At 40.3% G+C, this 24,044-nt stretch carries 28 protein-coding genes; 10 read left to right on the top strand and 18 right to left on the bottom strand.

The window, feature by feature from the left end; translation table 11 throughout:
- Positions 1–103: 103 nt before the first annotated feature.
- Positions 104–922, bottom strand: a complete 819-nt coding sequence (locus FPL17_RS01795) for a protein kinase domain-containing protein (RefSeq protein ID WP_159882798.1) — start codon at positions 920–922, stop codon at positions 104–106.
- Positions 897–2,405 (bottom strand): DUF3336 domain-containing protein, encoded by a 1,509-nt coding sequence (locus tag FPL17_RS01790; protein ID WP_159882796.1) that lies wholly within the window; start codon positions 2,403–2,405, stop codon positions 897–899. Before FPL17_RS01790 ends, FPL17_RS01795 begins: the two co-directional genes overlap by 26 nt.
- Before the next feature lie 174 nt (positions 2,406–2,579).
- Between FPL17_RS01790 and FPL17_RS01785 the strand changes: the two genes are divergently transcribed.
- Complete coding sequence (locus FPL17_RS01785; RefSeq protein WP_005183333.1) at positions 2,580–3,470, top strand: ATP-binding protein; 891 nt, start codon at positions 2,580–2,582, stop codon at positions 3,468–3,470.
- Positions 3,471–3,571: 101 nt separating this feature from the next.
- On the top strand, positions 3,572–4,672 hold the full coding sequence (locus tag FPL17_RS01780) for a DUF6670 family protein (RefSeq protein ID WP_159882794.1): 1,101 nt from the start codon (positions 3,572–3,574) through the stop codon (positions 4,670–4,672).
- Between the two features lie 64 nt (positions 4,673–4,736).
- On the opposite strand, the gene FPL17_RS01775 is transcribed toward FPL17_RS01780, so the two are convergent.
- Positions 4,737–5,297 (bottom strand): TetR/AcrR family transcriptional regulator, encoded by a 561-nt coding sequence (locus FPL17_RS01775; RefSeq protein ID WP_151716669.1) that lies wholly within the window; start codon positions 5,295–5,297, stop codon positions 4,737–4,739.
- 92 nt (positions 5,298–5,389) lie between these two features.
- On the opposite strand from FPL17_RS01775, the gene FPL17_RS01770 reads away from it, so the two are divergent.
- From FPL17_RS01770 to FPL17_RS01760, 3 genes are all read left to right on the top strand, one after another.
- On the top strand, positions 5,390–5,932 hold the full coding sequence (locus FPL17_RS01770; protein ID WP_159882792.1) for an HPP family protein: 543 nt from the start codon (positions 5,390–5,392) through the stop codon (positions 5,930–5,932).
- Between the two features lie 146 nt (positions 5,933–6,078).
- On the top strand, positions 6,079–6,657 hold the full coding sequence (locus FPL17_RS01765; protein WP_159882790.1) for a TetR/AcrR family transcriptional regulator: 579 nt from the start codon (positions 6,079–6,081) through the stop codon (positions 6,655–6,657).
- On the top strand, positions 6,654–7,580 hold the full coding sequence (locus FPL17_RS01760) for a DMT family transporter (RefSeq protein ID WP_159882788.1): 927 nt from the start codon (positions 6,654–6,656) through the stop codon (positions 7,578–7,580). Before FPL17_RS01765 ends, FPL17_RS01760 begins: the two co-directional genes overlap by 4 nt.
- An 8-nt stretch (positions 7,581–7,588) precedes the next feature.
- Here FPL17_RS01760 and FPL17_RS01755 read toward each other — a convergent pair whose 3' ends face one another.
- From FPL17_RS01755 to tsaD, 3 genes are all read right to left on the bottom strand, one after another.
- On the bottom strand, positions 7,589–7,912 hold the full coding sequence (locus FPL17_RS01755; RefSeq protein WP_159882786.1) for a hypothetical protein: 324 nt from the start codon (positions 7,910–7,912) through the stop codon (positions 7,589–7,591).
- Positions 7,913–8,037: 125 nt separating this feature from the next.
- A complete protein-coding gene (locus FPL17_RS01750; RefSeq protein ID WP_005183352.1) occupies positions 8,038–8,541 on the bottom strand; it encodes a hypothetical protein in 504 nt (167 codons plus the stop codon).
- Between the two features lie 174 nt (positions 8,542–8,715).
- Entirely contained in the window at positions 8,716–9,723 is a 1,008-nt protein-coding gene (gene tsaD / locus FPL17_RS01745) for a tRNA (adenosine(37)-N6)-threonylcarbamoyltransferase complex transferase subunit TsaD (protein ID WP_159882784.1), read from the bottom strand.
- A gap of 145 nt (positions 9,724–9,868) precedes the next feature.
- On the opposite strand from tsaD, the gene rpsU reads away from it, so the two are divergent.
- Positions 9,869–10,084: a 30S ribosomal protein S21 gene (rpsU, locus tag FPL17_RS01740; RefSeq protein ID WP_004652785.1), complete on the top strand. Its 216-nt coding sequence runs from the start codon at positions 9,869–9,871 to the stop codon at positions 10,082–10,084.
- 29 nt (positions 10,085–10,113) lie between these two features.
- Complete coding sequence (locus FPL17_RS01735; protein ID WP_004808327.1) at positions 10,114–10,560, top strand: GatB/YqeY domain-containing protein; 447 nt, start codon at positions 10,114–10,116, stop codon at positions 10,558–10,560.
- Between the two features lie 78 nt (positions 10,561–10,638).
- On the opposite strand, the gene FPL17_RS01730 is transcribed toward FPL17_RS01735, so the two are convergent.
- The 6 genes from FPL17_RS01730 to FPL17_RS01705 form a co-directional block, all read right to left on the bottom strand.
- Positions 10,639–10,998, bottom strand: a complete 360-nt coding sequence (locus FPL17_RS01730; RefSeq protein ID WP_151716675.1) for a hypothetical protein — start codon at positions 10,996–10,998, stop codon at positions 10,639–10,641.
- A 40-nt stretch (positions 10,999–11,038) separates the two neighbouring features.
- Entirely contained in the window at positions 11,039–11,404 is a 366-nt protein-coding gene (locus tag FPL17_RS01725; protein WP_159882782.1) for a GFA family protein, read from the bottom strand.
- Between the two features lie 31 nt (positions 11,405–11,435).
- Positions 11,436–12,848, bottom strand: a complete 1,413-nt coding sequence (locus FPL17_RS01720; protein ID WP_392390091.1) for a M48 family metalloprotease — start codon at positions 12,846–12,848, stop codon at positions 11,436–11,438.
- A 155-nt stretch (positions 12,849–13,003) separates the two neighbouring features.
- The gene (locus FPL17_RS01715; RefSeq protein WP_159882778.1) at positions 13,004–13,591 is read right to left on the bottom strand and encodes a 1-acyl-sn-glycerol-3-phosphate acyltransferase; all 588 of its coding nucleotides are present in this window, start codon (positions 13,589–13,591) and stop codon (positions 13,004–13,006) included.
- Positions 13,592–13,701: 110 nt separating this feature from the next.
- Positions 13,702–14,667, bottom strand: coding sequence for a 2-hydroxyacid dehydrogenase (locus tag FPL17_RS01710; protein ID WP_005213362.1), 966 nt, complete (start codon positions 14,665–14,667; stop codon positions 13,702–13,704).
- A gap of 16 nt (positions 14,668–14,683) precedes the next feature.
- The gene (locus FPL17_RS01705) at positions 14,684–15,331 is read right to left on the bottom strand and encodes a hypothetical protein (protein WP_159882776.1); all 648 of its coding nucleotides are present in this window, start codon (positions 15,329–15,331) and stop codon (positions 14,684–14,686) included.
- A 281-nt stretch (positions 15,332–15,612) separates the two neighbouring features.
- On the opposite strand from FPL17_RS01705, the gene FPL17_RS01700 reads away from it, so the two are divergent.
- Positions 15,613–16,713 (top strand): MBL fold metallo-hydrolase, encoded by a 1,101-nt coding sequence (locus tag FPL17_RS01700; RefSeq protein WP_159882774.1) that lies wholly within the window; start codon positions 15,613–15,615, stop codon positions 16,711–16,713.
- 212 nt (positions 16,714–16,925) lie between these two features.
- Entirely contained in the window at positions 16,926–17,561 is a 636-nt protein-coding gene (locus FPL17_RS01695; RefSeq protein WP_159882772.1) for an SDR family oxidoreductase, read from the top strand.
- A gap of 74 nt (positions 17,562–17,635) precedes the next feature.
- Here the strand turns inward: FPL17_RS01695 and FPL17_RS01690 are convergent, their stop codons facing one another.
- A complete protein-coding gene (locus FPL17_RS01690; protein WP_159882770.1) occupies positions 17,636–18,232 on the bottom strand; it encodes an FMN-dependent NADH-azoreductase in 597 nt (198 codons plus the stop codon).
- 98 nt (positions 18,233–18,330) lie between these two features.
- Between FPL17_RS01690 and FPL17_RS01685 the strand changes: the two genes are divergently transcribed.
- On the top strand, positions 18,331–19,251 hold the full coding sequence (locus FPL17_RS01685; RefSeq protein ID WP_159882768.1) for a LysR family transcriptional regulator: 921 nt from the start codon (positions 18,331–18,333) through the stop codon (positions 19,249–19,251).
- Between the two features lie 62 nt (positions 19,252–19,313).
- Here FPL17_RS01685 and FPL17_RS01680 read toward each other — a convergent pair whose 3' ends face one another.
- From FPL17_RS01680 to FPL17_RS01660, 5 genes are all read right to left on the bottom strand, one after another.
- Entirely contained in the window at positions 19,314–20,066 is a 753-nt protein-coding gene (locus FPL17_RS01680; RefSeq protein ID WP_159882766.1) for an SDR family NAD(P)-dependent oxidoreductase, read from the bottom strand.
- Positions 20,067–20,086: 20 nt separating this feature from the next.
- Positions 20,087–20,917: an SDR family NAD(P)-dependent oxidoreductase gene (locus tag FPL17_RS01675; RefSeq protein ID WP_159882764.1), complete on the bottom strand. Its 831-nt coding sequence runs from the start codon at positions 20,915–20,917 to the stop codon at positions 20,087–20,089.
- 75 nt (positions 20,918–20,992) lie between these two features.
- Positions 20,993–21,910: an alpha/beta hydrolase gene (locus FPL17_RS01670; RefSeq protein WP_159882762.1), complete on the bottom strand. Its 918-nt coding sequence runs from the start codon at positions 21,908–21,910 to the stop codon at positions 20,993–20,995.
- 38 nt (positions 21,911–21,948) lie between these two features.
- Positions 21,949–22,875, bottom strand: coding sequence for an alpha/beta hydrolase (locus tag FPL17_RS01665; protein ID WP_159882760.1), 927 nt, complete (start codon positions 22,873–22,875; stop codon positions 21,949–21,951).
- Between the two features lie 242 nt (positions 22,876–23,117).
- Positions 23,118–24,014: an AraC family transcriptional regulator gene (locus tag FPL17_RS01660; RefSeq protein WP_159882758.1), complete on the bottom strand. Its 897-nt coding sequence runs from the start codon at positions 24,012–24,014 to the stop codon at positions 23,118–23,120.
- Positions 24,015–24,044 lie beyond the last annotated feature (30 nt).

The raw sequence follows: 24,044 nt of genomic DNA, 5'->3' as shown, positions 1-24,044 counted from the left end.
GGGTATGCATATTAGTGAGAAACCTACTCGCTGACAAGTCTTTCTATTAAAAAAACCATTCAAATGAACAGATAATATTCAAATCACGCATTTATGTTTACTTTTACAACATATCAAGTTGTTTTAGGCAATCTTTTGCCTCTAAAACTGAATTAAAGCGTTGTTTAATATGCTTTTGCGTGAGGCCATTAAGTAAAGGAAAAAAGCATTGCAATGTAGATGGAAGTTGAATATGTAGTTGCTGGCAATGCAATACTGCCCAATCATGATAAGTACTCGCCTTTAATCGAGATTGAGTGAGCCATTCATACACAATAATCCCCAAGGCATATAAATCACTTTGAATGCTTTTCCCTGCACCCTGAAAAAGCTCTGGTGCCATATAATGTGGTGTTGCATCTAAAGTATGCATCGGATGCCCTATCCGAAAAGATTGCTCAAAATCAATCAGCCGACATGAGTTTTCATAGAAACGAAAATGTTCTGCTTTCAAATCACCATGTACCCACCCGAATTGGTGCAATGCATCCAGCGTATGTAAGGCCAAAAGTATCTTTTGTTTGATCTGTTCAATATTCTCAAAAATAGGAGCTTCAGCAAAAAAAACATGCGAATCAACAGTGATCACCCCTATTCCATCCTGATCTAATCCATTGATAAGATGACACAATGGAATCATTTGAAATGGTAATAAAAACGCTTGTTCTTGCTGCTGACAGTGCTGATAAAAAACTAACTCTCGTTGGAAAGCCTGTGCCAAAACTGGCTGATCATTGGTTTTATGAAATTTCAGCCAATACCGTTGCTGATCAACTTGAAAGGTGTAGACACGTCGCCCAAAGGCATAACTTTGCGCTTTGGTCACTAAGTTTAGATCGTTAAGTTGAATCTTCGGATTAGAGATCCACGTAGTAAAACTCATTCTGCTGCTTTTCTTCCTGCTTCCGCAACGATATTAGACAATGCTCAATGGTTTTTCCAATTCGTGCATGTATTTCAATAGACGCAATTTTCGGCCATGTGGCACGCTCACCTTCTTGCTGCAAGATTTTAAACAGTTTTGGGCGTGGGTTTTTCAGCATATAGCTATAGTGTCTGAGTCCATATTTGGCAATAATATTGACGTCACCATAATAGCGTTGCCCCAAAATGCCATAGCCATGATCCAATACACGACGAATCGGGAAAAAACTGCCCATATGACTGCGTGTTAAATCCATGACTTCCATTGCAATCGCTTTACCTTGACGGCGAACAATTCGTTCAGGCCAACTAAGTACATCTCTACGAAAGCGTTCAGTATCACTTTGCATAAACGGCACGATATGCGGATTGACCTGACTAGCAATGGTGTAATTAATATTATATAAACGAGCCATCTTTTCCTGCGGAAAATCACTGCGCATACTACCATCCACCCACTTGGTATTGGCGAGATATGGCGTATGTTGCCCATCATATCGCTTACTGGTCAGATGCACAGGTGGAAATAACACAGGTACCGCACAAGAAGCCAACACTGCACTCCACACCAATACATTCGGTGCAGTCAGTGCATTCATAATACGCGGATTTTGCGCTGTGTTATAGGGTGCAATCACGATATTTATGTGACGTTTAGATTGTTTATAGGCCTCGGCAAACGTGACATCACCCAAGTTCTGCATCAAAAATTTTTTCAAATACATCACATCGGCAATACCACCATTCGCCCGCAATAATTCAGTTATTTTCCTAAATTTAAAGGCATCACTAAAAAAATGTTCCCCTTGCAGCAATTCAGGAACTTGATCTGGCGTAGAAACCCCTAACATTCCTGTCATGATTGCCCCTGCACTTGAACCCGATAAAACCTGAGGCATCAGATCTTGTTCGATTAAAGCTTTACACACCCCTGTATGAAATAACCCTAGCGTTGCGCCTCCAGAAAACATCACAGCGGGTTGACCATAGGCCTTTTGACATTCTTCAAAAAACTGAATTTTTTCTTTTAGTTGAAAGGTAATACATTCACTCGAAGCCAAGTAACGTAGGCAGTCACTCATTTCCTCAACATAGTTTTCGATGATTTTTTTAGTACCAATATAGGTCTGTGCAAACAACATCGGATGCCCAATATTAGCAAAATCATAAGACAGGCCTTCTCTTAACACATAGATCAGATCTAAAGTCCGATGCTGCATACGATATTTTTTTAATAAGTTATAGCGTTTAGATAAAATTTCCGCATCATAATAAGGCGATTCATTGTCATATTTCCATGCTTCATGACCTGATTCTTCATCTAGTTTAAGTGCAATTTCTTTCCATTCGGTATAAGAACTGGCATGTCTTAAGTGTTCTTGCAACACATCAACCCTATGTGTCTGATATGTATTCTTTTTCTCTTGAACTCTATTGAACATTCGCGATCCTGATTTTCAGCTTATTTTTTATATTCTTGCACCTATACAATGCAAAAAGCAGCCACAACAATCAAGGGTAAAATCGATTTATTTCGATATTTCTGATGATATTTTCTTTATTTCGGTAATAGCAGTGATAGTATCCCTATTCATCATTGAGTTTGGTTTATATGTATGGCTATCCTTGATTTACCCGAATCTATTCTTCAATCGCTATCAAGTGTTTTAACACAGCTTCAGCAAGTTCTCCCTGCACCAAAGCAACCCACTGACTTTTCAGCAATTGCATTCCGCTGGGAAAACCAGCAACTTGTCGCCATACAACAACCTAAGAAAATGCATTTGGAAGACTTAAAAGGCATTGAGCGCCAAAAAGACAAGATCATTCAAAACACTCTACAGTTCCTGAATGGCTTGCCTGCCAATGATGTCTTACTGACAGGTTCTCGTGGTACTGGAAAATCATCGATTGTACGTGCGCTTCTCACCGAGTATTCAACTCAGGGTTTACGCTTGATTGAAATTGAGCGTGATGATTTATCTGATTTACCCAAAATTCAAAAGCTGATTGAACATCGTCCTGAAAAATTTATCGTTTATTGCGATGATCTGGCCTTCAATGCCGAAGATGAAAATTATCGTAGTTTAAAAAGCGTTTTAGATGGTTCACTACAATCTGGCTCAAGCAATTTTATTATCTATGCAACCAGTAACCGTCGTCATTTACTGCCTGAGTTTATGCACGAAAACACACCAGTACGTAAAGTGGATGTCCCGCAATACACCGAGTTGCATCCCCAAGAAGCAATTGAAGAAAAAATTTCGCTCTCGGATCGTTTTGGCATGTGGCTCTCCTTCTATCCAATGGATCAACAGTTGTATTTACAAATTGTAGAGCACTACATTGTTAAAGCAGGTTTGGAATATAACGATCTAGTTCGTGGCGAGAGTTTGAAATGGTGCCAAGCCCGTGGTCAGCGTTCTGGACGCGCAGCCTATCAATTCTCAAAGCACTGGATTGGCTCGCAAAATCTAGAAAAATTGTCAAACAAAGCCTCTGCGTAAATGTCCTGAAAAGCCGTAGCTTTGTCCTTATTTCCGCTTAGCATTGGCAATTGTTTCTCATAATCTAGCTGTCACAGCATGGATTGAGTTTAGGAAACAAGATGAAGAAACAATTGCCACCGACATCCCTGACCAGCAAAATTTTGGGTAAAAGCCTGTTATTGGCACAAGGTACGCTTGATAAAGCAGTAAAATATTCAACAATACCATTTTCAGAACCAGACATCATTCGCCCACGCACTGATGGAAATTTTTATAGCTGGACACATTATGGAATCTTCTTTCCTCTGCTGCCCGAGCCTCATCGTTATTTAAATATTATGATCTTACTGGGTACACCAGGAGCACTTGCGTTTGACCATGATGATATTACCTTAGGCGACCCAAGAAAGACTGCCACGTTTTTCTCTAGTACTGCGGTGGTAGATGAGCATCTACTCAAAGCTTATATCATTCCAGAACAGACCAACATTCAAGACAATGGAACAACTATTGAGCTCGGTGAAGAAGTTTCGATCCAAGGAACTCTACCGAATATTCATCTCAAAGGTGCCTACCATGGACTCAGCTTTGAGTTTGATTTAGATGTGACTGATCAAATCTCATGGTTTATCAAAACCCCGATTTATGATCATTTTAGTTTATTGGCAAACTTCAAAGGTCAGCTTGAGTATCGAGGGAAAATCACGCCTGCCGAAGGCTTATGTACCTATGAATATGCCCGCGCTACAGGTGCGCATGGCGTGGTGAAAAAACTGTTGCCTGAACCGTATAAATTACCACTCGATTTCTTTACCTATCAAATTATCAATTTGACGGATACCACCCAATTATTACTCACTAAAGCTGATATTTTGGGTCAACCAGCAGCCTATACATTGCATGTTCGACATACCGACAAGCCTGCTGAAGTCTATACCAATGTCGAATTCAAGGTGATTGCACATCAAGTTGATGATTATGTTTCGCCAAGTGGTAAGAAAATGCGCTTACCGCAATTATTCTCTTGGTCTGTCAAGGATGATGCTGATCAGAAAATTTTAGATATCACCGCAGAAATTGATAGTCCATTCCGTTATGGTCATGGCATTGGTTATGCCAGTGCTTATACCTTCACAGGTGAATATTTAAATACCTCTGTTCAAGGTCGTGGTTATATCGAATATGTGGATGTAGAAGATCAGAATGCATTTAAGGATTAAATGAACTGAACACGTTGATGAGTCTTTGCTAAAACGTCAAAGGCTCATCATTTCCCTTTGCAATCTAGTTGCTCTGAGGGTTCAAAGTATCAATCATTTGATTGACTGAATCCTTAATCTCCGCTGCCACGTTTGCATCATAACCTTCGACCAAGAATCGGCTAATGAGCCCTTCAATCAGCGTATACGTCACTTCAACCAACATCTCTGTTTTTGAATAAGATTGCAAATATTCCGTAATCAAGTTTCTAATCCAAACTTTATGTTCTTTAGACACAGAGATGATGTCTTGATCACCCAAATGCGACTCAGCCACAGCTCTGACGAATAAACATCCTTTAAAGTTATCTTCTTGAAACCATAATAAGTGCCAATCGATCAACCTGTTCAATGCCTCTCGCCCTGTTGTCTCCGCCACATAACCCAATAAACGCTGCCGAAACTTTTCATCACGTGCTTCCAAGACCGACTTCACCAATTGATTTTTATTTTTGAAATAGGTGTACATCGTGGTTTTTGAACAGCCAGATTCATCTCGAATAAGGTCGACTCCGACACCAACAAAACTATTTTCATAAAATAATTTTTCTGCGGTATGCAAAATTTTATCAGCAGACTTCGACATAAAGATTTACTCATTAAATAATAGTACAGATCTGTACTATTTATAATTTTAGTTCTATTATCGCCATAAAGCAACCCAGTCGTGAGATCACCATGTTATCTTTATTCAACGGTAGAGAACATCTTGCTCCCTTACCCCAATCCATTGATATTATAAGAAGTTTAATTGGCGGCACCTTAAGCATCTTGATCTTGATCCTGCTCAGTAAATTCACCCACAATCTATTTATCATGGCTCCTTTTGGCGCAACCTGTGTCATCTTATATGCCGTTTCACAATCGCCTTTGGCTCAGCCTCGCAATGTAATTTTGGGACATTTTGTCTCAGCATTTATTGGCTTACTGTTTCTTAAAGTTTTTGGTACATCGGCTTTGAGCATTGGTCTTTCTGTCGGTTGTGCGATTGCAGCCATGCAACTTCTGCGTTGTGTTCATCCACCTGCTGGCGCAAATCCATTGGTGATCTTGCTAACCGCCAATACCATTCAATACCAATGGAGTTTCTTATTTTTCCCCGTGTTATTAGGTTCAATTGCACTCGTCATGGTGGCATGGTTGGTCAATAACCTTAAATCAGAAAAGAAATGGCCTGTGTATGGATTGGCTTTTATCCACAGTAAGAAAAATATTGAATGACCCATCTATCGATTAAAGCGCAATGTCAGCGTTTTAATCGATGCCATCCTGTTCATCAAAATTCAATGAAACTCCAATTTCCCCTTGCAAATAATTTACTTTTCAATAAAATTAGGTAGATCGGTATATATAAATAATTTTTTACTATGAACACTAAATCAGCAAAACAAAAAATCTTGGATGCAGCTTCTACATTGTTTTATAACGATGGCATTAGCAATACAGGCATCAATAGCATTACAGAGAAAGCCAATGTGGCAAAAATGTCGCTGTACAATAACTTTGCCACCAAATCAGATCTGATCACCTGCTATATCGAAGCACGCCATCAAGAATGGCTGGATTTATATGAAAAGAGAAAAGCTCAAATCCAAACCCCGATTGACGGTATTTTGGCGGTTTTTGATGCTTATCAGGATCACGCAGAATTTGCTTATGAAAAAGGCTTTCGTGGTTGTGGCCTACTCAATGCAGCCGCAGAATTCCCTGCACATAGTCCTGAACGTTTGGCGGTTAAACAGCATAAAGATGAAATCGAAGCGATTTTAGCGGGTCATTTACAGCAGCTCAGCACCAACCCACAACGAGTCAAAGAACTGGCACTACTGATTTCATTTATCTTGGAAGGTTCCATTGCCCGTGCTGGTTTAGAAAGTTCAAGTGACAAAGTATTTGCTGCAAAACAAATGGTTCAGAAACTATTAGCGCAAGAGGTTTCAAATTGAATACCCCCTCTTTTAGCCTCAGTGCTCATTCTGGTTTTATTGCCGTCCTCATTGCCTCTATTTTATGGGGAACGACAGGCACAGCCGCTTCTTATGCTCCAAATCTAAGTCCCTTAGCGATTGGCGCAATTGCAATGGGTGGCGGTGGTTTATTACAAGCTCTATTGGCCCATAAAAATATCCGCAGTCATTTACCTCAAATTCGCTCTTACTATCCATTATTGTTGATTGGCATGGTCTCGGTTGCGATTTATCCGCTGGCTTTCTATTCATCGATGCGTATGGCGGGGATTACCATTGGTACAGTGGTTTCAATTGGTTCAGCCCCTTTATTTACGGCATTACTGGAAAAGTTCTTTGATAAAAAAGCACTCTCAGGTAAGTGGTTTATTAGCTTTATTTTTGGTGTCGCTGGTGTTTTATTGCTCTCTATAGGGGAATCACATTCCCAAGCATCTGCACATACTATTGCGACAGACCAGAAAAGTATTGGAATTATTCTCGGGCTGATCGCTGCCCTGACTTATTCGTTATATTCTTGGGCCGCGAAAAAGATGATTGATCGTGGAGTCGACTCAAAAGCTTCTATGGGATTAATTTTTGGCTTCGGTGCTTTAATTTTATTACCTACATTATTTTTTACGGGTTCAAACCTTTTTGATGAACCCGTGAATTTGTATGTTATCGGTTATATGATGCTGATCCCAATGTTTCTCGGTTATCTGTTATTTGGTTATGCTTTAAAGACCATTTCAGCCAGTACCGCGACCACACTGACCTTATTTGAACCACTGGTTGCCGCACTATTTGCAGTATTATTAGTCGGTGAACAACTCGCCCCGATTGGTTGGGTTGGTATGGTTCTGATTTTTGTTTGTCTGGCAGTATTGTCAAAAGCAGATCGTTCACAACAATTGGCTTAGAAATTTATCTAAGCCATTAAAATCAAAAGTAAAAAAATTGCTGCTACAAAGCTAAAAGCGATGATTTTCCCGTTAAAACGTAATGCCTGTTTGGCTAATTTTTTAATCGGTTCTTCTTTCTTCAACCCAATGATCGACAAAATGATGCCAATAAAATTACAGATCACCGAGATAATTAATGCCAAGAAAAAGAATAAATGGATGGGCGGCATCTCACAGATTCGATCAGTGGTGCATGGGATACTTAAAACATAAATTGAAAAAATCACTGCCGCAGCAATAATAATGATACTTAACCACGCAGCTATCGTTGCAGCTTTAACAAACCACATTATTTTTCCTTTTTGATATTGAGTGATTGCAGAAAATATAAATTAAAGTTTTATTAGTAATGAATAACAATTGATAATTAGCGACGCAGAAAAATTTTCTCTGCATCGCGTCTAGAGCTTAAATATCAATACTCTTTTGCTAACTTCTCTAATGTCGCGAGCATTTTTTTCACAACACTTCTTTTATGCTGCAACATATTCTTAATATTGCTTGGATTAAAACCCGTCAATTTTGCGACACCACGACTGGTCATGTATTCACCAGTTTTCGCAAAGTGCTTTTCACTTAACTCGGTTTTCGCATTTGAGAATCGAACTGCCAGCTTATAATCATTAAACTCAGACCATGCACCTGTCTTATATTCATCTGCATCATAGCTACTCTTCTGCTGAGTAGGTTTTTCTCGAAGAATATTACTCAAGCGATTAATGACAATTTTTTCTTCACTTTTCTCAATTATTTGATAAAGTTCAGTTTCTTCAAAAGGACGTCCTAAAGCGATGTCTTTTCTATATTGTTCAACTACTTTTTCTTTTGACTCGACCTTTTTCTCACCTTGTTGAGTGAGGCAGAGAATCTTAAATAAAGACTCTAATCGGCCACATGTAAAAATATAAGAAATTTTCAACGTCTATACTCCACGATGAGTTTTAGCTCACCAAAAATAAATAATTTAACAAGATAGCAGTGACTCTAAACTGTCACCGCAGCCTGCATAAAAATGAATGATCTGATTTTTAAATAAAATAATAATGAGGATTGGCTTTAAGCATAGCATCCAAACAAAATTACGAGTGATATCTTAGGTCGGTTGTAACTCAGTCATTGGCCATCTCGGTGTGGTTGTCACAGCCAAATTATCCTGTTGTCCTGCTTTTAAACGCTGATATCCAGCAAAAGCAATCATGGCACCATTATCTGTACATAAAGCTGGTTCAGCGTAATAAACTTGAGCTTTGATCTTTGCCAATGACGTTTCTAATTGTTCACGCAAACGCAGATTGGCACTCACCCCACCTGCAATCACTAAACGTTTTAGACCTGTTTGTTTTAAAGCTTTCACGGATTTTTTAACCAATGTATCCACAATCGCTTCTTGAAAAGACGCTGCCACATCAGCATCTCGATTTTCTTCACCCAACTTTTTCAACTGTACTGAAACAGCAGTTTTCAAACCACTAAATGAGAAGTTTAAACCTTGATGCAACATCGGGCGCGGAAATTCAAACGCTTGCGGGTCACCTTGCAAGGCTAACTTCGCAATATTTGGACCGCCCGGGTAAGGCAATTTCATCATTTTTGCGACTTTATCAAAGGCTTCACCTGCAGCATCATCAATCGACTCACCCAGTAGTTCATATTGACCAATACCGTAAGCTGCCATTAATTGGCTATGTCCACCAGAAACCAGTAACGCTACAAACGGAAATTCCGGTGGAGTTTCCGAAAGTAATGGTGCAAGCATATGACCTTCCATATGATGCACACCAATTGCAGGCTTATTCAATGCAAATGCCAAGGTACGACCAAACAATGCACCTGTCATCAGTGCACCCATTAAACCAGGTCCACGAGTATAAGCAACTGCATCAATCTCTTGTTTCTTGACACCACTTTGCTCAAGCAACTGATTAATTAAAGGAATCATTTTTCGAACATGGTCACGTGAAGCCAATTCTGGTACAACACCACCATATTCTGCATGCAGTTTAATTTGGCTATACAAAACCTGTCCACGTAAGCCGAGCTCGCTATCATAGAGTGCTAACCCAGTTTCATCACACGAAGTTTCTAAGCCCAAAACAATCATTAAACTGCCTTTACAACGATCAAAAATAATATCCGAGCTATTATAGACTTGTGATCTGAGTTGTAAATGAGTAAAATACTGACCTTCACTTGCGATCTAGTGCAATAGTGCGTTAGATCATATCCATCATCTTAGAGGATTTTACATGCCACAAGTTAAGTTGAAAGAAGGCGAACCAGTAGACGTAGCTATCCGTCGTTTCAAACGTTCATGCGAAAAAGCTGGTGTTTTAGCTGACGTTCGTAAGCGCGAATTCTATGAGAAACCAACTCAAGAACGTAAGCGTAAAAAAGCTGCTGCAGTTAAGCGTTATCAAAAGAAATTGACTCGCGAATCTGTACGTACTACTCGCCTTTACTAATTAATTTGTGATTGACTGCTGAAGAGACTATGAATACTTTAAAAAACCAAATTACTGACGTGTTAAAAAATTCAATGCGTGCCAAAGATATGGCAACAGTAACGGTTATTCGTGGTGTACAGGCAGCAATTAAGCAAATCGAAGTCGATGAGCGCATTGAGCTTGACGATGCTCAGGTTCTTGCGGTCATTGAAAAGCAAATTAAACAACGTAAAGAATCGATCAAGGCCTTTTCTGGCGCTGGTCGAGATGATTTAGCTAGTAAGGAACAAGCCGAAGTTGAGGTTATTTCTCAATTTCTACCAGCAGCTATGACTGAGGAAGAACTTGATTCCATCATTGAGCAAACGATTGCTGCTCAAGAAGCTACTAGCATGAAAGATATGGGTAAGGTGATGAATTCTCTACGTCCGATCATAGCCGGGCGTGCCGATCCTGCACAAGTATCTGCCAAAATTAAAGCAAAATTAAGCTAATCTGCTTAACTCTCCTTTATATATTCAACTGCATTAAAAAATTGGATTCATTTCTACAATGAACCCAAAGTCTTTCTTTTATTTAAAATCACACTGAACATTATATTTCGAAAGCATTTGCATCTCTTTCGATTCAGACACCTGTTTAATCAAATCTTGCTTGGTCATACCTGCATACTGTTGCGGTAATGATGAGCGGTTTTGCTCAATCGCATCAGACATATCTTGAATATAGCGCTGATTAATTTGACAATATTTCGCTTGCTGCTCAGGTGTAAACTGTGAGGTTTGTGGATTCAGACTCCGCAAAAAGCTACGAATATCTTGCGCATAGACGCCACGAATTTTATCCACCGAGTTTACATATTGTTCAACGGAAGCCGCTGAGCTGATCCCCACACTGCTTATCGCAAAAATAAAAACTAAAATTTTGTTCATAAATCTTTTAACTTCTCAGCTCTTGCTTACGCACGCCATCTTATCTCAATTCAATAAAATTTGGTTTATGCTCCAGAAAAAATTCTTCTGTCGGAGCTGGTATATTCCCTTCTGTTACCGTACCCAGACGTAAACGAATAATATTGAGTAAATCCGTACGATAGGAATAAAGTGGACTGGCACAGTTTTGACAAAATACCCGTGCCTTATTCGGGGTATGAAAATATTCTTTCAGTTGCTCTTGCCCAGAAATAAGCTCAAATTGAGTTTGATCAATTGGGCTATTCCAACCCGCGATAGAACCTTGTGCTTGTTGGCAATCAGTGCAGTAACATAAAATACTGTTTTCAATTTCCCCATGATATTGATACTGCACTACTCCACACAAACATTGTCCTTTAACCATGTGTCTTTCCTTTAATTGTTTTAATGATTATCTAAAGCCTCATACGTCGCTCATCTTGCATTTGTTTTAACCGAGCGTCAATCTTAGCCGACATCGCGACATTGCCTTTTGCCAGACGTTGCGCATGTAACATCGACTTAATCGCATTTTCTTCATAGCCTGACCAATATTCGGCCTCTGCCCGATAACCCAATACATTAACGGCTTGCAAAGGTGAACTTTTATCTAAATTGGTTGCCTGTTGCAACAATTGCCAACCCTCAATATCACGTTGGTTTTTATGAATAAAACGTTGCACCAATGTTTGTGCCTGTGCAACTTGCTTTTGTCGAATCAGCACCTCTGCCAATTTATAAGATAAAGCTCGATTCTCAGGCATGGTTTTTTGAATTGGATTAATACTATTAAAAGCCTGATCCAATTTATTTTGACCTAAATAGATATCGGTTTGAATCAGCGGTACAAGTACATGATTCTGAAGTTTAGTCTTCACCAAATCTAAATTGGCCTGAGCTTGTGCATAATCGCCCTGCTCCAGATAAAACTTGCTCAGTGCTAATTGTGCAGCTGTATTTTTCTGATTTGCCAGTGACTGTAATTGAATTTCAGTCGCCTGATTCGACACCACCAAGGTGTAAAGCTTTAGAATTTCAAAATCAAGATCATAAATTTTAGACTTTACTTTAGGAAGTTGATTGGCGCGCAGACGTGCTTCACTCATACGTTCTGTTGTTAGTGGATGAGTAAACCAAAAATCAGGTAAAAAACTAACTCGGCTGGTCGCTCGATGCATGGTTTCGAAGTAATCTGCCATACTTTGTGGGTTATAACCTGCCGCAGACATAAACTGCATACCGATACGATCCGCTTCACGTTCCTGATTACGACTATAACTCAACTGCTTATCCATCAATGCGGCTTGAGTACCCATCATTACGGCTGCACCCGCATTGCCGTCGGCTTGAGATGCAATAGCTGCGCCAACAAGAATTCCCGCTAATGCAAGCAAGCCCTGACCCTTAAATGCTTCTTGAGAGCGGCTATAGTGACGCTGTGATACGTGTGCAATCTCATGCGCCATGACACCAGCAATCTCATCCAGATTCTTAGCTGAAGTAATCAAACCCGTATTCAATGCAAATAGACCACCAGGAACAGCAAAGGCATTAATTTGAGGATCTTTGATAATCACCAAGCCAATCGGTTGACCCAGTTGAGTCTGGCTGAGAATGCCTGAAAATACTTGAAAAAACTGACCTTCCAACCATGCATCTTGCACTGTGGGCATTTGCCGATGTACTTCACGATAGACTTTTTCACCAATGAATTTTTCTTTTTGTTGATCAAGTAAACCTATACCGCTGCCAATTTCAGGCACTTCTGTTTGCCCAGCCGTATGGGAAGGTAAAAAGACCTCAGTGTGACTCAATTGAGTTGTGGCCAATAAGCCACAGGTGAGCAGCAACGATCTCAAGTGGTTTCTCTATGATTTTAATAAAGAAATTTAATATAGCATCGAAAATAGGAGAAATTTGCAACAAAGTGTTATAAAAGGCAGAGAAATCCTGCCTTATCTTATGATTTTTGAAATCAGCCGGATTACTCTGCCGCAACGTAACGTTGATCTACACTAAATTTTTCTGGGAATTTGGCATTGATGTTTGCATAAAAAGACATAATTTCAGTCATATCTTTTTCATAATCACCTGTAGGGTAAACAATTTTTCCTACACCCGTTTTTTTCTTGGCATAATCCATATACGCAAGTGCAATCGGCACACCCGCTGTTATTGCAACGTGATAAAAACCTGTTTTCCATTGCTCTTGTTTAGCACGCGTCCCTTCTGGAGTCACAAGCATGACTAACTTAGGATGAGTTTTGAACAGGTCACTCATCAGCTGGACCATACTTGGTCGCGCTTGCCCTTCTTGTTTGACAGTACGATCAATCCCGATGCCGCCAATTGCACGAACAAATGGCCCAAATGGAAATTTCATATAGCTGTCTTTAATGGTCAAGCGTACATTAACGCCCAACGCTTTTAACGCCAAACGCGCATATAAAGCATCCCAGTTGCTGGTATGCGGGGCAGCAATCATGACACATTGGTCAATGTTTAAATCCCAATGATTGTCGATTTCCCAACCCATTAAGCCCAAACTTTGTTCAGCTAATTTCTCGAACACAGACACCCCGACACGAAATCACAAAGGGCGCAAGTGTACCAATATTAATCAACTTAAAAAGATGGAGCCGCACAATAATGCAGCAATCAAGTTGTCTGCATTGTAAGCAATTATTCGAACTTTGGATTCACCAAATAGCGAGGTGTACGATCTTCCAATGCATCAATCAGATTCTGATAAGCCAGATCAACCATTTTTTTGCGTGTTTCTGCTGTTGCAGAGCCCAGATGCGGTACTGTCACTGCATTTGCTAATTCGAATAAAGGAGAGCTTTGCAAAGGTTCTTTGGTATAAACATCTAGACCAGCTGCAAAGATTTTGTTTTGCTGTAAGGCTTGAATCAGTGCGTCTTCATCCACCACCGAACCGCGAGCAATATTCACAAACACTGCATGTTTCTGCATTAAATTAAACTGCTCTGCACCAATCAGCGCCTTAGATTCAGTATTTAAATCAACCGCAACCACAATGAAATCAGACTGTTGTAACAACTGATCTAAGTCACGATATTGCGCATTAAATGCCTGTGCAATTTCGATCTTTTCACGGCGATTATGGTACAAAATATTCATATTGAAACCATAGAAACCGCGACGGGCAATGGCAGCTCCAATATTACCCAAGCCAATAATGCCCAAGGTTTTCCCGAACACATCAACACCGAATTGTTCAGTTGAAACGGTTCGTTTCCATTGACCCTGCTTGGTCCATGCATCTAATGATGGAATTTTACGTGCTGCACTGAGCAATAATGTAAATGCAAGATCAGCGGTCGTTTCTGTCAGTACATGTGGGGTATTGGCAAGCCAAATTTTCTTTTTATTGAGATAGTCGACATCGTAGTTGTCGTAGCCAACGGAAACCGTAGAAATAACTTTGAGTTTTTGTGCGGGAGCTAAATTGCTTTCATTCAGTAAACGCCCTGCGCCAATCATGGCATCAGCATCAACCACCTCAGTTCGAATCTGTTCGTTGATATCACCAAGCTTCGGGTTAAGGACCACCACCTGATAATCTTGCTGTAACTTTACTAAAACATCCTGATCTATTTGGCTGAATACAACGACTTTCTTCATTATTACATTCCGTTCTTTATTGCATAAGTTGCCACAACCGTCTTTTCAAAAGCGGTTGAGCAATCATTTCTTCTAAACTCGCTAAATGTAATATATTAGAATGCTGGATAAAGTCCAGTTGACCTAAGCATAATATTTTCTTATTGGTCGCAGTGGCATCGATAAAACCTTGAATATACGAAGACAGCCCTCTGCTTTCCTGAAAAGCGGCCAAGGGAAATGGCCATTTCAACTCTGCGTATTGACCCAATCTTGCTTTTTGAATATTTTGCCATAATTGCTGTTCTGCATCATTCAACTGGCTACTTTCTAATAAAATGGCACAGTTGTCCAAAACATACATTTGCAACTCAAGAGCCTGAATCTGAGCCGTAATAACAATCTGTTCTTTTTCAACGACAGCTTCTTTAGCGACAGGCTCTACAACAACTTTCGTCTGTTGAGGTATTTCAATTTCGGTAATTGGCGGCGTATGTACAGGTGTAACTGGAGTCTCTTCAACAATCAGTGCCGAATCTAATGCAAGTACTGTCGATTGTGAGACCTCATCAACCACTTGATCTCGCCATAAGTTCGGTGCAGTATTTTTTTGACATACCACTTCTCTAGGAATCCAAACATCGATTCCCAAAGTTGCCAATATGTTTCTCTGCTGCCCGATCATCTTACCTACTCATTCTCTTGATTCACAGTCATTTGCAATACTGTAACATCGCATAGTCTAGCATAAACCAAGTCCCCCTAAATGACTTCCTTTTGCTCAATCACGCCAATACAAATCCAATTGCATAATTAAGAATACATTTCTCGTTAGTTTAGGCAAATATTCAATAACAATAGGCAAGTTTTCATTCGTCGACTTTTAGACAATATTTCATCATTTTGTCGCTTTTACTTTTTATTACTGTTGTATCGAATGCTCAAATGAAAAGGTTGACGCTCTCTATGCTTATTCTTTTTGCTATCGCTGTCGTTCTGCTCATTGCTGGCAGTGCCATGTATGCCCAACAACCCCTATTTGGTAAAATCCCTTCTGGTCAACGCCTACAATTAATCGAGAGTTCTCCCAATTATCGACAAGGCCAATTCCGTAATCTCATCGAAAAATCAGGCATGAGCGAAGGCTCAAATATTGTGGTAGAACTCTACAAAACCTTTATCAAAACCATTCCGCATCGTAACCCCATCGATCCAATTCCCTCCATTAAAACCAATCTCCTCGCTCTTGATCCTAAACAAGATGTCATTATTTGGTTTGGTCATTCTTCTGTATTTATGCAACTGCATGGTAAAACATTCTTGATCGACCCTGTCATGAGTGGCAAAGCGTCCCCTTTCCCTTGGGGTACTCGTGCCTATAAAGGGACAGATATTTATAAGGTTGAAGATTTACCTGACATTGATTATTTGCTGATTTCACATGACCACTATGATCATCTGGATTACGAAACCACACTTAAACTTAAAGACAAAGTCAAATATGTAATTACAGGTCTAGGTGTAGGTGAACATTTTGAATATTGGGGTTATCCCAAAGAGAAACTGATTGAAAGAGACTGGGGTGACAGAATCGAGTTTGATGATGGGATCACCATTATCACTGAAACTACCCATCATGACTCTCGCCGCGCTTTAGATGGCGGTAAAAACCTTTGGGTTTCCTTTGTAATTCAGTCCCCACATAAAAAGATTTTCTATACAGGTGATGGTGGCTATGGCAAACACTTTGTCGAGATTGGACAGAAATACGGTCCCTTTGATTGGGCCTTGATGGAAAATGGGCAATATGATGCTGCTTGGCGTTCAGTGCATTGCCATCCAGATGAAGTGGCTCAGGCCACGGAGGAATTGAAGGCACGTAATATGATTCCCGTACATCATTCAAAATTCAGTTTGGCTAAACATGCTTGGTACGAGCCAATTACCCGTATTGTCGAATATTCACAAAGCAGGAAATATCGTCTTGCTACACCAATGATTGGTGAATTGGTTGAACTGGATAATGATCGCCAATCCTTTAAACAGTGGTGGAAGAATATTCGCTAATTCAATCATGATTGTTATATCAGCCTCATTTCGATGGGGCTTTTTTATGGATATTGCAAAAATCGACAAGCTCATCAAATTAGGCAAACAACTGAGCATTTCAGGTCAATTCGTTTCGTGTTTTTAGGCTTAAATAAAATCATCAAAGATCAAGAAAATGACATCCACATGCCTTTTCTTAAATGATGAATCTTAAACAAAGGTCGTTAAAAATGAAAAATGTATTAGTACTTGGTGCATCAGGTCAAATTGCTCAATGGGTCATCGAGATATTGGCAAATGAACCTAACCTGACCCAAACGTTATTGGTGCGTGATGCAAAGAAATTAGGAACTAATGTGCCAGCCAATGCAAAAGTCATCGAAGCTAATGTTTTGAATCTGGAGCAATTAAAGCAGGCTGTACAAGGGCAAGATATTGTTTACGCCAACCTTGCTGGTGAATTAGAACAACAAACAAAAAATATTATTTCAGCCATGCACAGTGCAGGTGTTCAGCGCATTATTTTGATTAATTCCTTAGGCATTTATGATGAAGTCAAAGGTAAATTTGGTGAATGGAATCAGAATGAAATTGGCAAATACCTTGGCCCATACCGTAAAGCAGCCGATTTATTAGAGGCTTCTGATCTGAATTATAGTATTTTACGTGCTGCGTGGCTCATGGATGAAGATGAAATTGATTATGAAACCACCGCGCGTAATGAAGACTTTAAAGGCACGGTTGTTTCACGTAAAAGTGTCGCAGCCTTAGTGGTCAAAATCATACAAACACCAAGCTTTGCCTCACGGGATAACTTAGGCGTGAACAAGCCCAATACAGATGCAAATCGCCCCTATTTTATGTAAATATGAAAAAATCGGACAATCAGGCACCTGATTGTCCGACTCTGCCAATGTCGGCAGTAAGGGGTCTCAGATTGTTAAATGGCAATCTGTTGTGCTTTTAGGTGCGCCTGTTTTAACGCATCAACCTTTAAAGCAGACATGTCTAAACCTTCTGCATATACAAACTTAACGTCATGAATGCCCATCAATGCTAAAACAGACTGAAGATAAGGCGTTACTGCATCTGTGACCTGTCCAAGATGAATACCGCCACGGCTGCTCATTACGATTGCATTTACGCCTTCAACTAAGCCTTGTGGATAGGTTTCGGTATATCGAAAGGTATGACGAGCACGTGCCACCAAATCAAACCAGTTCTTCAACTGTGTTGGCACATTCAGGTTGTACATTGGTGCACCAATCAGCAATAAATCTGTTGCTTTAAGCTCTGCAATCAATTCATCTGATAACTGAATAATTTTTTGAATCGGTGCTGAAACATGCGCTGCACCACGCAGTGCATGGAAAATTTCCGCATCCAATACAGGCAAGTTAAGTGTAGTTAAATCACGGATGATTACCTCATCCTGTATGCCTTTTTCAGCACGTTGTTGTAAAAATACATCGATCAAACGGCTGGTCTGTGATTGATCACCCATGATGCTTGATTTCAACACCAACACTTTCGCCATGTTTGTTCTCCATATCTTGATGGAGACATGTTACTACTACAACCAAATCACCAGTAGTGATAATATTTCTACTTATTGATTCCTAAATATCTACAATAATGCAAACTGAACTCAGTACGATTTCAATATTTGTGACAGTGGTCGAGGCAGGTAACTTTAGTAATGCCGCAGAACAACTGCATCTAACCCGCTCAGCGGTCAGTAAAAGTATTGCGCGTTTAGAGCAACGCTTAGGTGTGACTTTATTTAAACGTACTACCCGAACCCTCAGCTTAACGGCGGAAGGTACGCTGTTTTATGAACACAGTCAGCGTGCTATTGCTGAAATCCATAGTGCTGAAAGCTTATTAGAGCAAGGTAAAATCAGTGCAACAGGCTTATTAAGAATTTCGGCACCTGTTCTGTTTGGTCAACTCTATATCGCCCCACTAATGGTAGAACTCGCACAGCAACATGCTGATTTGCAGGTGGAACTTTCATTTAATGATCGAACTGTCGATTTGGTCGAAGATGGTTTTGATTTAGCCATTCGTATCGGTGCTTTACCAGATAACCATCATTTGATTGCGAGAAAGCTAGGTGATCATCGGATGCTACTCTGTGCCACCCCTGAATATCTCCAGAAATCAGGCCCAGTGAAGGACTTGGATGATCTACAACAACACATCACGATTGCCTTTCCCTCTTCAGGGCATTTGCCAAAATGGCAACTACAAGATGAAAACAAGCAGCTTTATGCGATCAAGCCCAAAGCAAAATTGATGTTAAATGATATGCAAGCGATTAAAAATACTGTGTTGTCTCATCATGGAATTGCATGGCTTCCCGATTGGCTGATTCACAAAGAATTGCATGATGGCAGTTTAGTTCAGGTCTTGGCAGAGTTTTCCAGTGTCGATTTCCCTATTCATGTGGTTTGGCCAAGTTTGTCTTATATGCCATTAAAAACACGTTTGGCGATTGATCGACTCATTCAGCACTTACCACCAGCTCTATCAAGCAATCGAAATATCCCCTAAAAAAAAGAAAGGCTAAATTCCTTTAGCCTTTGCTTCATATCAATACCGCGATCTCTTTCTTCTTACAATAAAGCAACCTGGGGGAAAATTGCATCTTTGAGTTCGAACTCATTGTTAGGATTTACTATCCCTACGGTTTTATCACTTAAATAAAGCTGATAAGTACTTTCAGCAAGCTGTTCAGCCGTCATCAACACTGCACCGTTATACAATTCATTGATGTCAATCCCACTACCATCTGCGGCAACGTTATGAAACTCACTTTGCGTTCCAGCAGGAGCAAGTACTTTAGCTCGTAATTTTTTCCCTTGAGTACGCAGGCTAAAATCGACACCCTCTGTGAATGAAGAGACATAGAATTTAGTGGCACAATAAGGAATCGCTACATCAACTTCAGCGTATCCCCCCACAGATGACACATTGATTAATACCGCATCTTCATCCACATAGTCTTTGATATAACGCAAAGATAAGTCTGTTAATGCACGAACATTCAAATCCACCATATTCATTACTTTGCTTAGATCTGCATTCCAAGCTAAGTCATAGTCACCAAAGCCGGCATTATTAATCAGTACATCAATTTTATGATGCTTGACTGTGTCATATAACGCAGCCGTTTGCCCTGATACGGCTAAATCAAAGATCTGATTTTCGACTTGAATTGGATAACGGTTTTCTAAATCTTGCTTTATTTGCTCTAAAGCTTCACTGCGACGTGCAACTAAGATCAAATTGAAACCTTGTTGAGCGAATTGATAAGCAAGTGCTTTACCAATACCCGCACTTGCACCTGTAATTAAAGCTGTTTTCATTTTAGGTTTTACCTATTGAATTAATAATCAGTACTTCGAGTTAAAGTTTCATGCTGCTTAATTTCATCTAAATGAGACGTCAAGGTTGGCATCACATAGTCAATCGCATCATTGCCAATCAATAGCTGTTTCGGTGGATTGTCCATCGCCGCCACTTGCATCACCACTTGCGCCAATTTGGCAGGACTGCCCTGTTGCTGTCCATCTGCAGCCGACATCAAGGCCTTGGTATTACCCAATGCTTCGTAATCTTTATGTAGCTGCGTCCCATATTCTGTTGAACTTTCACTTAAAAATTCAGTACGGAAAAAGCCCGGCTCAATCGCAGTAACCTTAATCCCAAAAGGTGCAACCTCATCTAATAAAGCCAAACTAATCGCTTCGACTGCAAACTTTGAAGCTGAATAAAACACCCCATTGGCAACTGCTTTTACTCCAGCAATTGACGAGGTATTGATGATATGACCTGAACGTTGCTGACGCATAACCGGCAATACCTTACGGAGTACGTTAGATGTGCCAAAGACATTGGTGGCAAACTGCTGTTCAATTTGTGCTGCGGTCACCTCTTCAAAACGTCCGAGCAATGGATAACCAGCATTATTGACTAGAACATCAATCTGTCCAAAACGCTTTAGTCCAATCTCTACAGCAGTTTTAACCTGCTGTTCATCACGAATATCAAGCTCCACCAACTCAATCTGATCACTCGGTAAATTTGAATAAATCGCTTTGAGTTTACTTAAACTTCTCCCTGTCGCAATCACCGAGTCCCCTTGCTGAATCGCTGCTTTAACAATTTCAACACCCATTCCGCGTGTTGTACCTGTCACAAACCAAATACGTTTCATTGTGGTACTCCAACATCTCGAAAAAAAACAGGCCACTTTAAAGTGACCTGTTGAGTTACTTTAAGTACAGTGTGATTAAAGTTTTGTGCTAAAGAATGGAACCAATTGAGCAACCGCTTCATCAACAAAATTTAATTTGTCGTAGAGAGACATATGGTTAGCTCCGACTACAACATAAAGTTGCTTATCGGTACTTGCTGCACGATTGATCAAGTCCTCACTCATCCACTTACTGCCCGCTACACTGCCTGCAATTGCCAATAAAGGTTGAGTAAAAAATGCTTCAGCTTTGTTATAGGCATCATAAGTAATGATCTGGGTTAGACTGCGTGCAGTAGCAAAACCAGGTGCATTTGGATGTTCCGCACGTGGGGTATGGTAATACTCCCATGCTTCACGCAATTCTTCATTCGGTGCATCTTCTTCTCTTAATGGTGCAAGTGGAATTGTTGCGATCTCGGCACCACTGGCATCTGAAGTTCGAGCATCTGTACCTGCTTGGATATAAGGGATCGCATCTGCATCTTTAACATTGTTCTCCCAGCCATTACGGAACATTTGACCAATGTTAACTGCACTCACCATACCCACCGCTTTAATACGACGATCATTGATGGCGGCATTTGCGGTATAACCTGCACCTGCACAAATCCCCATCGCACCAATACGGTTATTGTCGACATAAGGCAGTGTTGTTAAATAGTCAATCACTGCACTGACATCTTCAGTACGAACATACGGGTTTTCTAACTGACGAGGCAAACCTGTACTCGCACCTTGATAAGAAGCATCGTAGGCAATCGTGATAAAGCCATATTCAGCTAACTTACGCGCATATAACCCAGCCGTTTGCTCTTTAACACCACCGCCTGGATGGCTCACCACCACTGCAGGGTAAGTTTTACTTTCATCAAAACCTTCAGGGAAGTTGATTACTGCTGCAAGGGTAATCCCTTGACCATTATGATTTTGGATACTGATTTCTTTTGACATTTTCATATTCCTCTATTGAGATTTTTTGTGTTTCAAATTTAAAGATGTGCTTTAAAAAATGGGATTACTTTTGCCAGTGCTCTAGCAACAGGCTCAGGTTGATCGTACAATTCGTAATGCGAGGTATTTTCTAATATCAATAATTCTTTATGCTTCGATGCGGCACGACGTACAATTTCATGACCATCACGATAAGCACCGAATGCACCGGGCTTGTCACCTATCACCACTAAGATCGGTTGTGTTAATAGAACTTCAGCCAAGTGAAATGCATCCCAACCCAAAGCCACACTCATGCGGGAGAATAAGGCACTGGTTGCGCCATTCGGTTGCTGACCACGCGCAGTTTTGTAGTATTCCGTCGCTTCGAGTGGATCAATATCGGTAATTCCTGCTTTTTTACCTTCCTCTACGGATGGTGGCAGTAAATCATTCACTAACAATGCTGCACCACGTGCTTCGGCAGTACGTTGTTGTGCGATGGCCTCAAGCCCTTCAATCAAAGCTTCTCCTGTGCCACCATAACCTTCACGGGTCATACGGCCAAAGTTGACGCCAGTAATTGAGGTCACGGCTTTAATCCGTTTCTCGGTCATCGCCGTATTGAGTACATAAGCACCACCGCCACAGACACCTAAAGCACCAATACGATTTTCATCGACAAAATCTTGAGTAACTAAATAATCGACGGCATAACGAATATCTTCAACACGGTGGTATGGGTTTTCGATAAAACGTGGTTCACCACCACTTTCACCTTGGAATGATGCATCAATGACCAGTACCACAAAGCCTGCATCCGCTAAGGCTTGACCATAAATATTGCCTGAAGTTTGTTCTTTACAACTTCCAATTGGATGAACGCTGACGATGGCAGGATACTTTTTGCTTTTATCAAAATCATTTGGGAACAGGATATTGGCTGCCGACTCCCATGCTAGGTTTTTATATTTCACAGTTTGCATACTGAGTACCTCACTCGTAAATTATGCATAATGACAATCCGTTTCAGCTTGGATTTCTATCTTTCTATGTACTCAGTATAGGAGGATCGAATGTGATTGAATTGCCTATTCCAACAGGAATTTTGCCTATTTTGTTTATTCATATTTATTAAAAATTTAATAATATTTTTCAATTATATATAAAATAAAAAGCCTATCTCCCCATAAGGAATCAGGCTAAATCTTTATAAAAGATAAAACATTTAAATGAGTTGTAATTCTTGAATATCACGTTGTGGTGCTGTACCAAATAAACGTGAGTATTCACGGCTAAATTGTGATGCGCTTTCATAACCAACCAAGCCCGCGGCATGCCCGACATCAAAGTGTTGATTCAACATTAAATGTCGAGCCTCCTGTAAACGAAGTTGCTTTTGGTACTGCAACGGGCTCATACCCGTAATTTCACGGAAATGCTGCCTAAAGGTTGAGGGGCTCATATAAACCTGCTCAGCCAAGTCATCCATACGAATCGCCTGAACGAAATTGTGCTTTAACCAAGCGACAGCCTTCGCAATTTTTTGACTGACTGAACCTGTTTTAATCAATTGACGCAGATATACCCCATTCGGCCCAGTCAATAAACGAATCATGATCTCTTGTTGCAAGATTGGCGCAAGCTGTGGCAATAACACGGGTTCATCCAGTAAATTTACCAATCGACTAATTGCTTCAAGCAGTGTGTAGTCAATCGTTTGAATACCAAATGAGGGCTGAACTTTTTCTTTCAAATGAATCTGCCCCATCTCGGCAACCATGGCAGTAATCATCGGCACATCAAGTAACAACATCAAACCTAAAAAAGGCTGGTGGTGACTAGTTTGGCGTGTATGGCTAATCACAGGAATATCGATTGTGGTCAACATGGATTGACCTGCGGTATAGGTCAAAATCTGATCCCCAATCATAATCTGCTTTTCACCCTGTAATACAATCCCCAGCCCTAAGTTATAGATACAATATGTCGCACTGGCTGCTGAACGGCGATGTAGAGATAAAGAAGGGATTGCAGTATCATGATCACCATCAGTTTGAATCAGATGATCAACCGTCTGTACCAATGATGCAGTCATTTTTTGGGTATCTTCATATTCAATCATTACAATCCCTCTTCATTTATTACACCAAAT

Source organism: Acinetobacter dispersus (assembly GCF_009884975.1).
GTDB lineage: Bacteria > Pseudomonadota > Gammaproteobacteria > Pseudomonadales > Moraxellaceae > Acinetobacter > Acinetobacter dispersus.
This window is presented reverse-complemented; position numbering and strand designations above follow the sequence as displayed.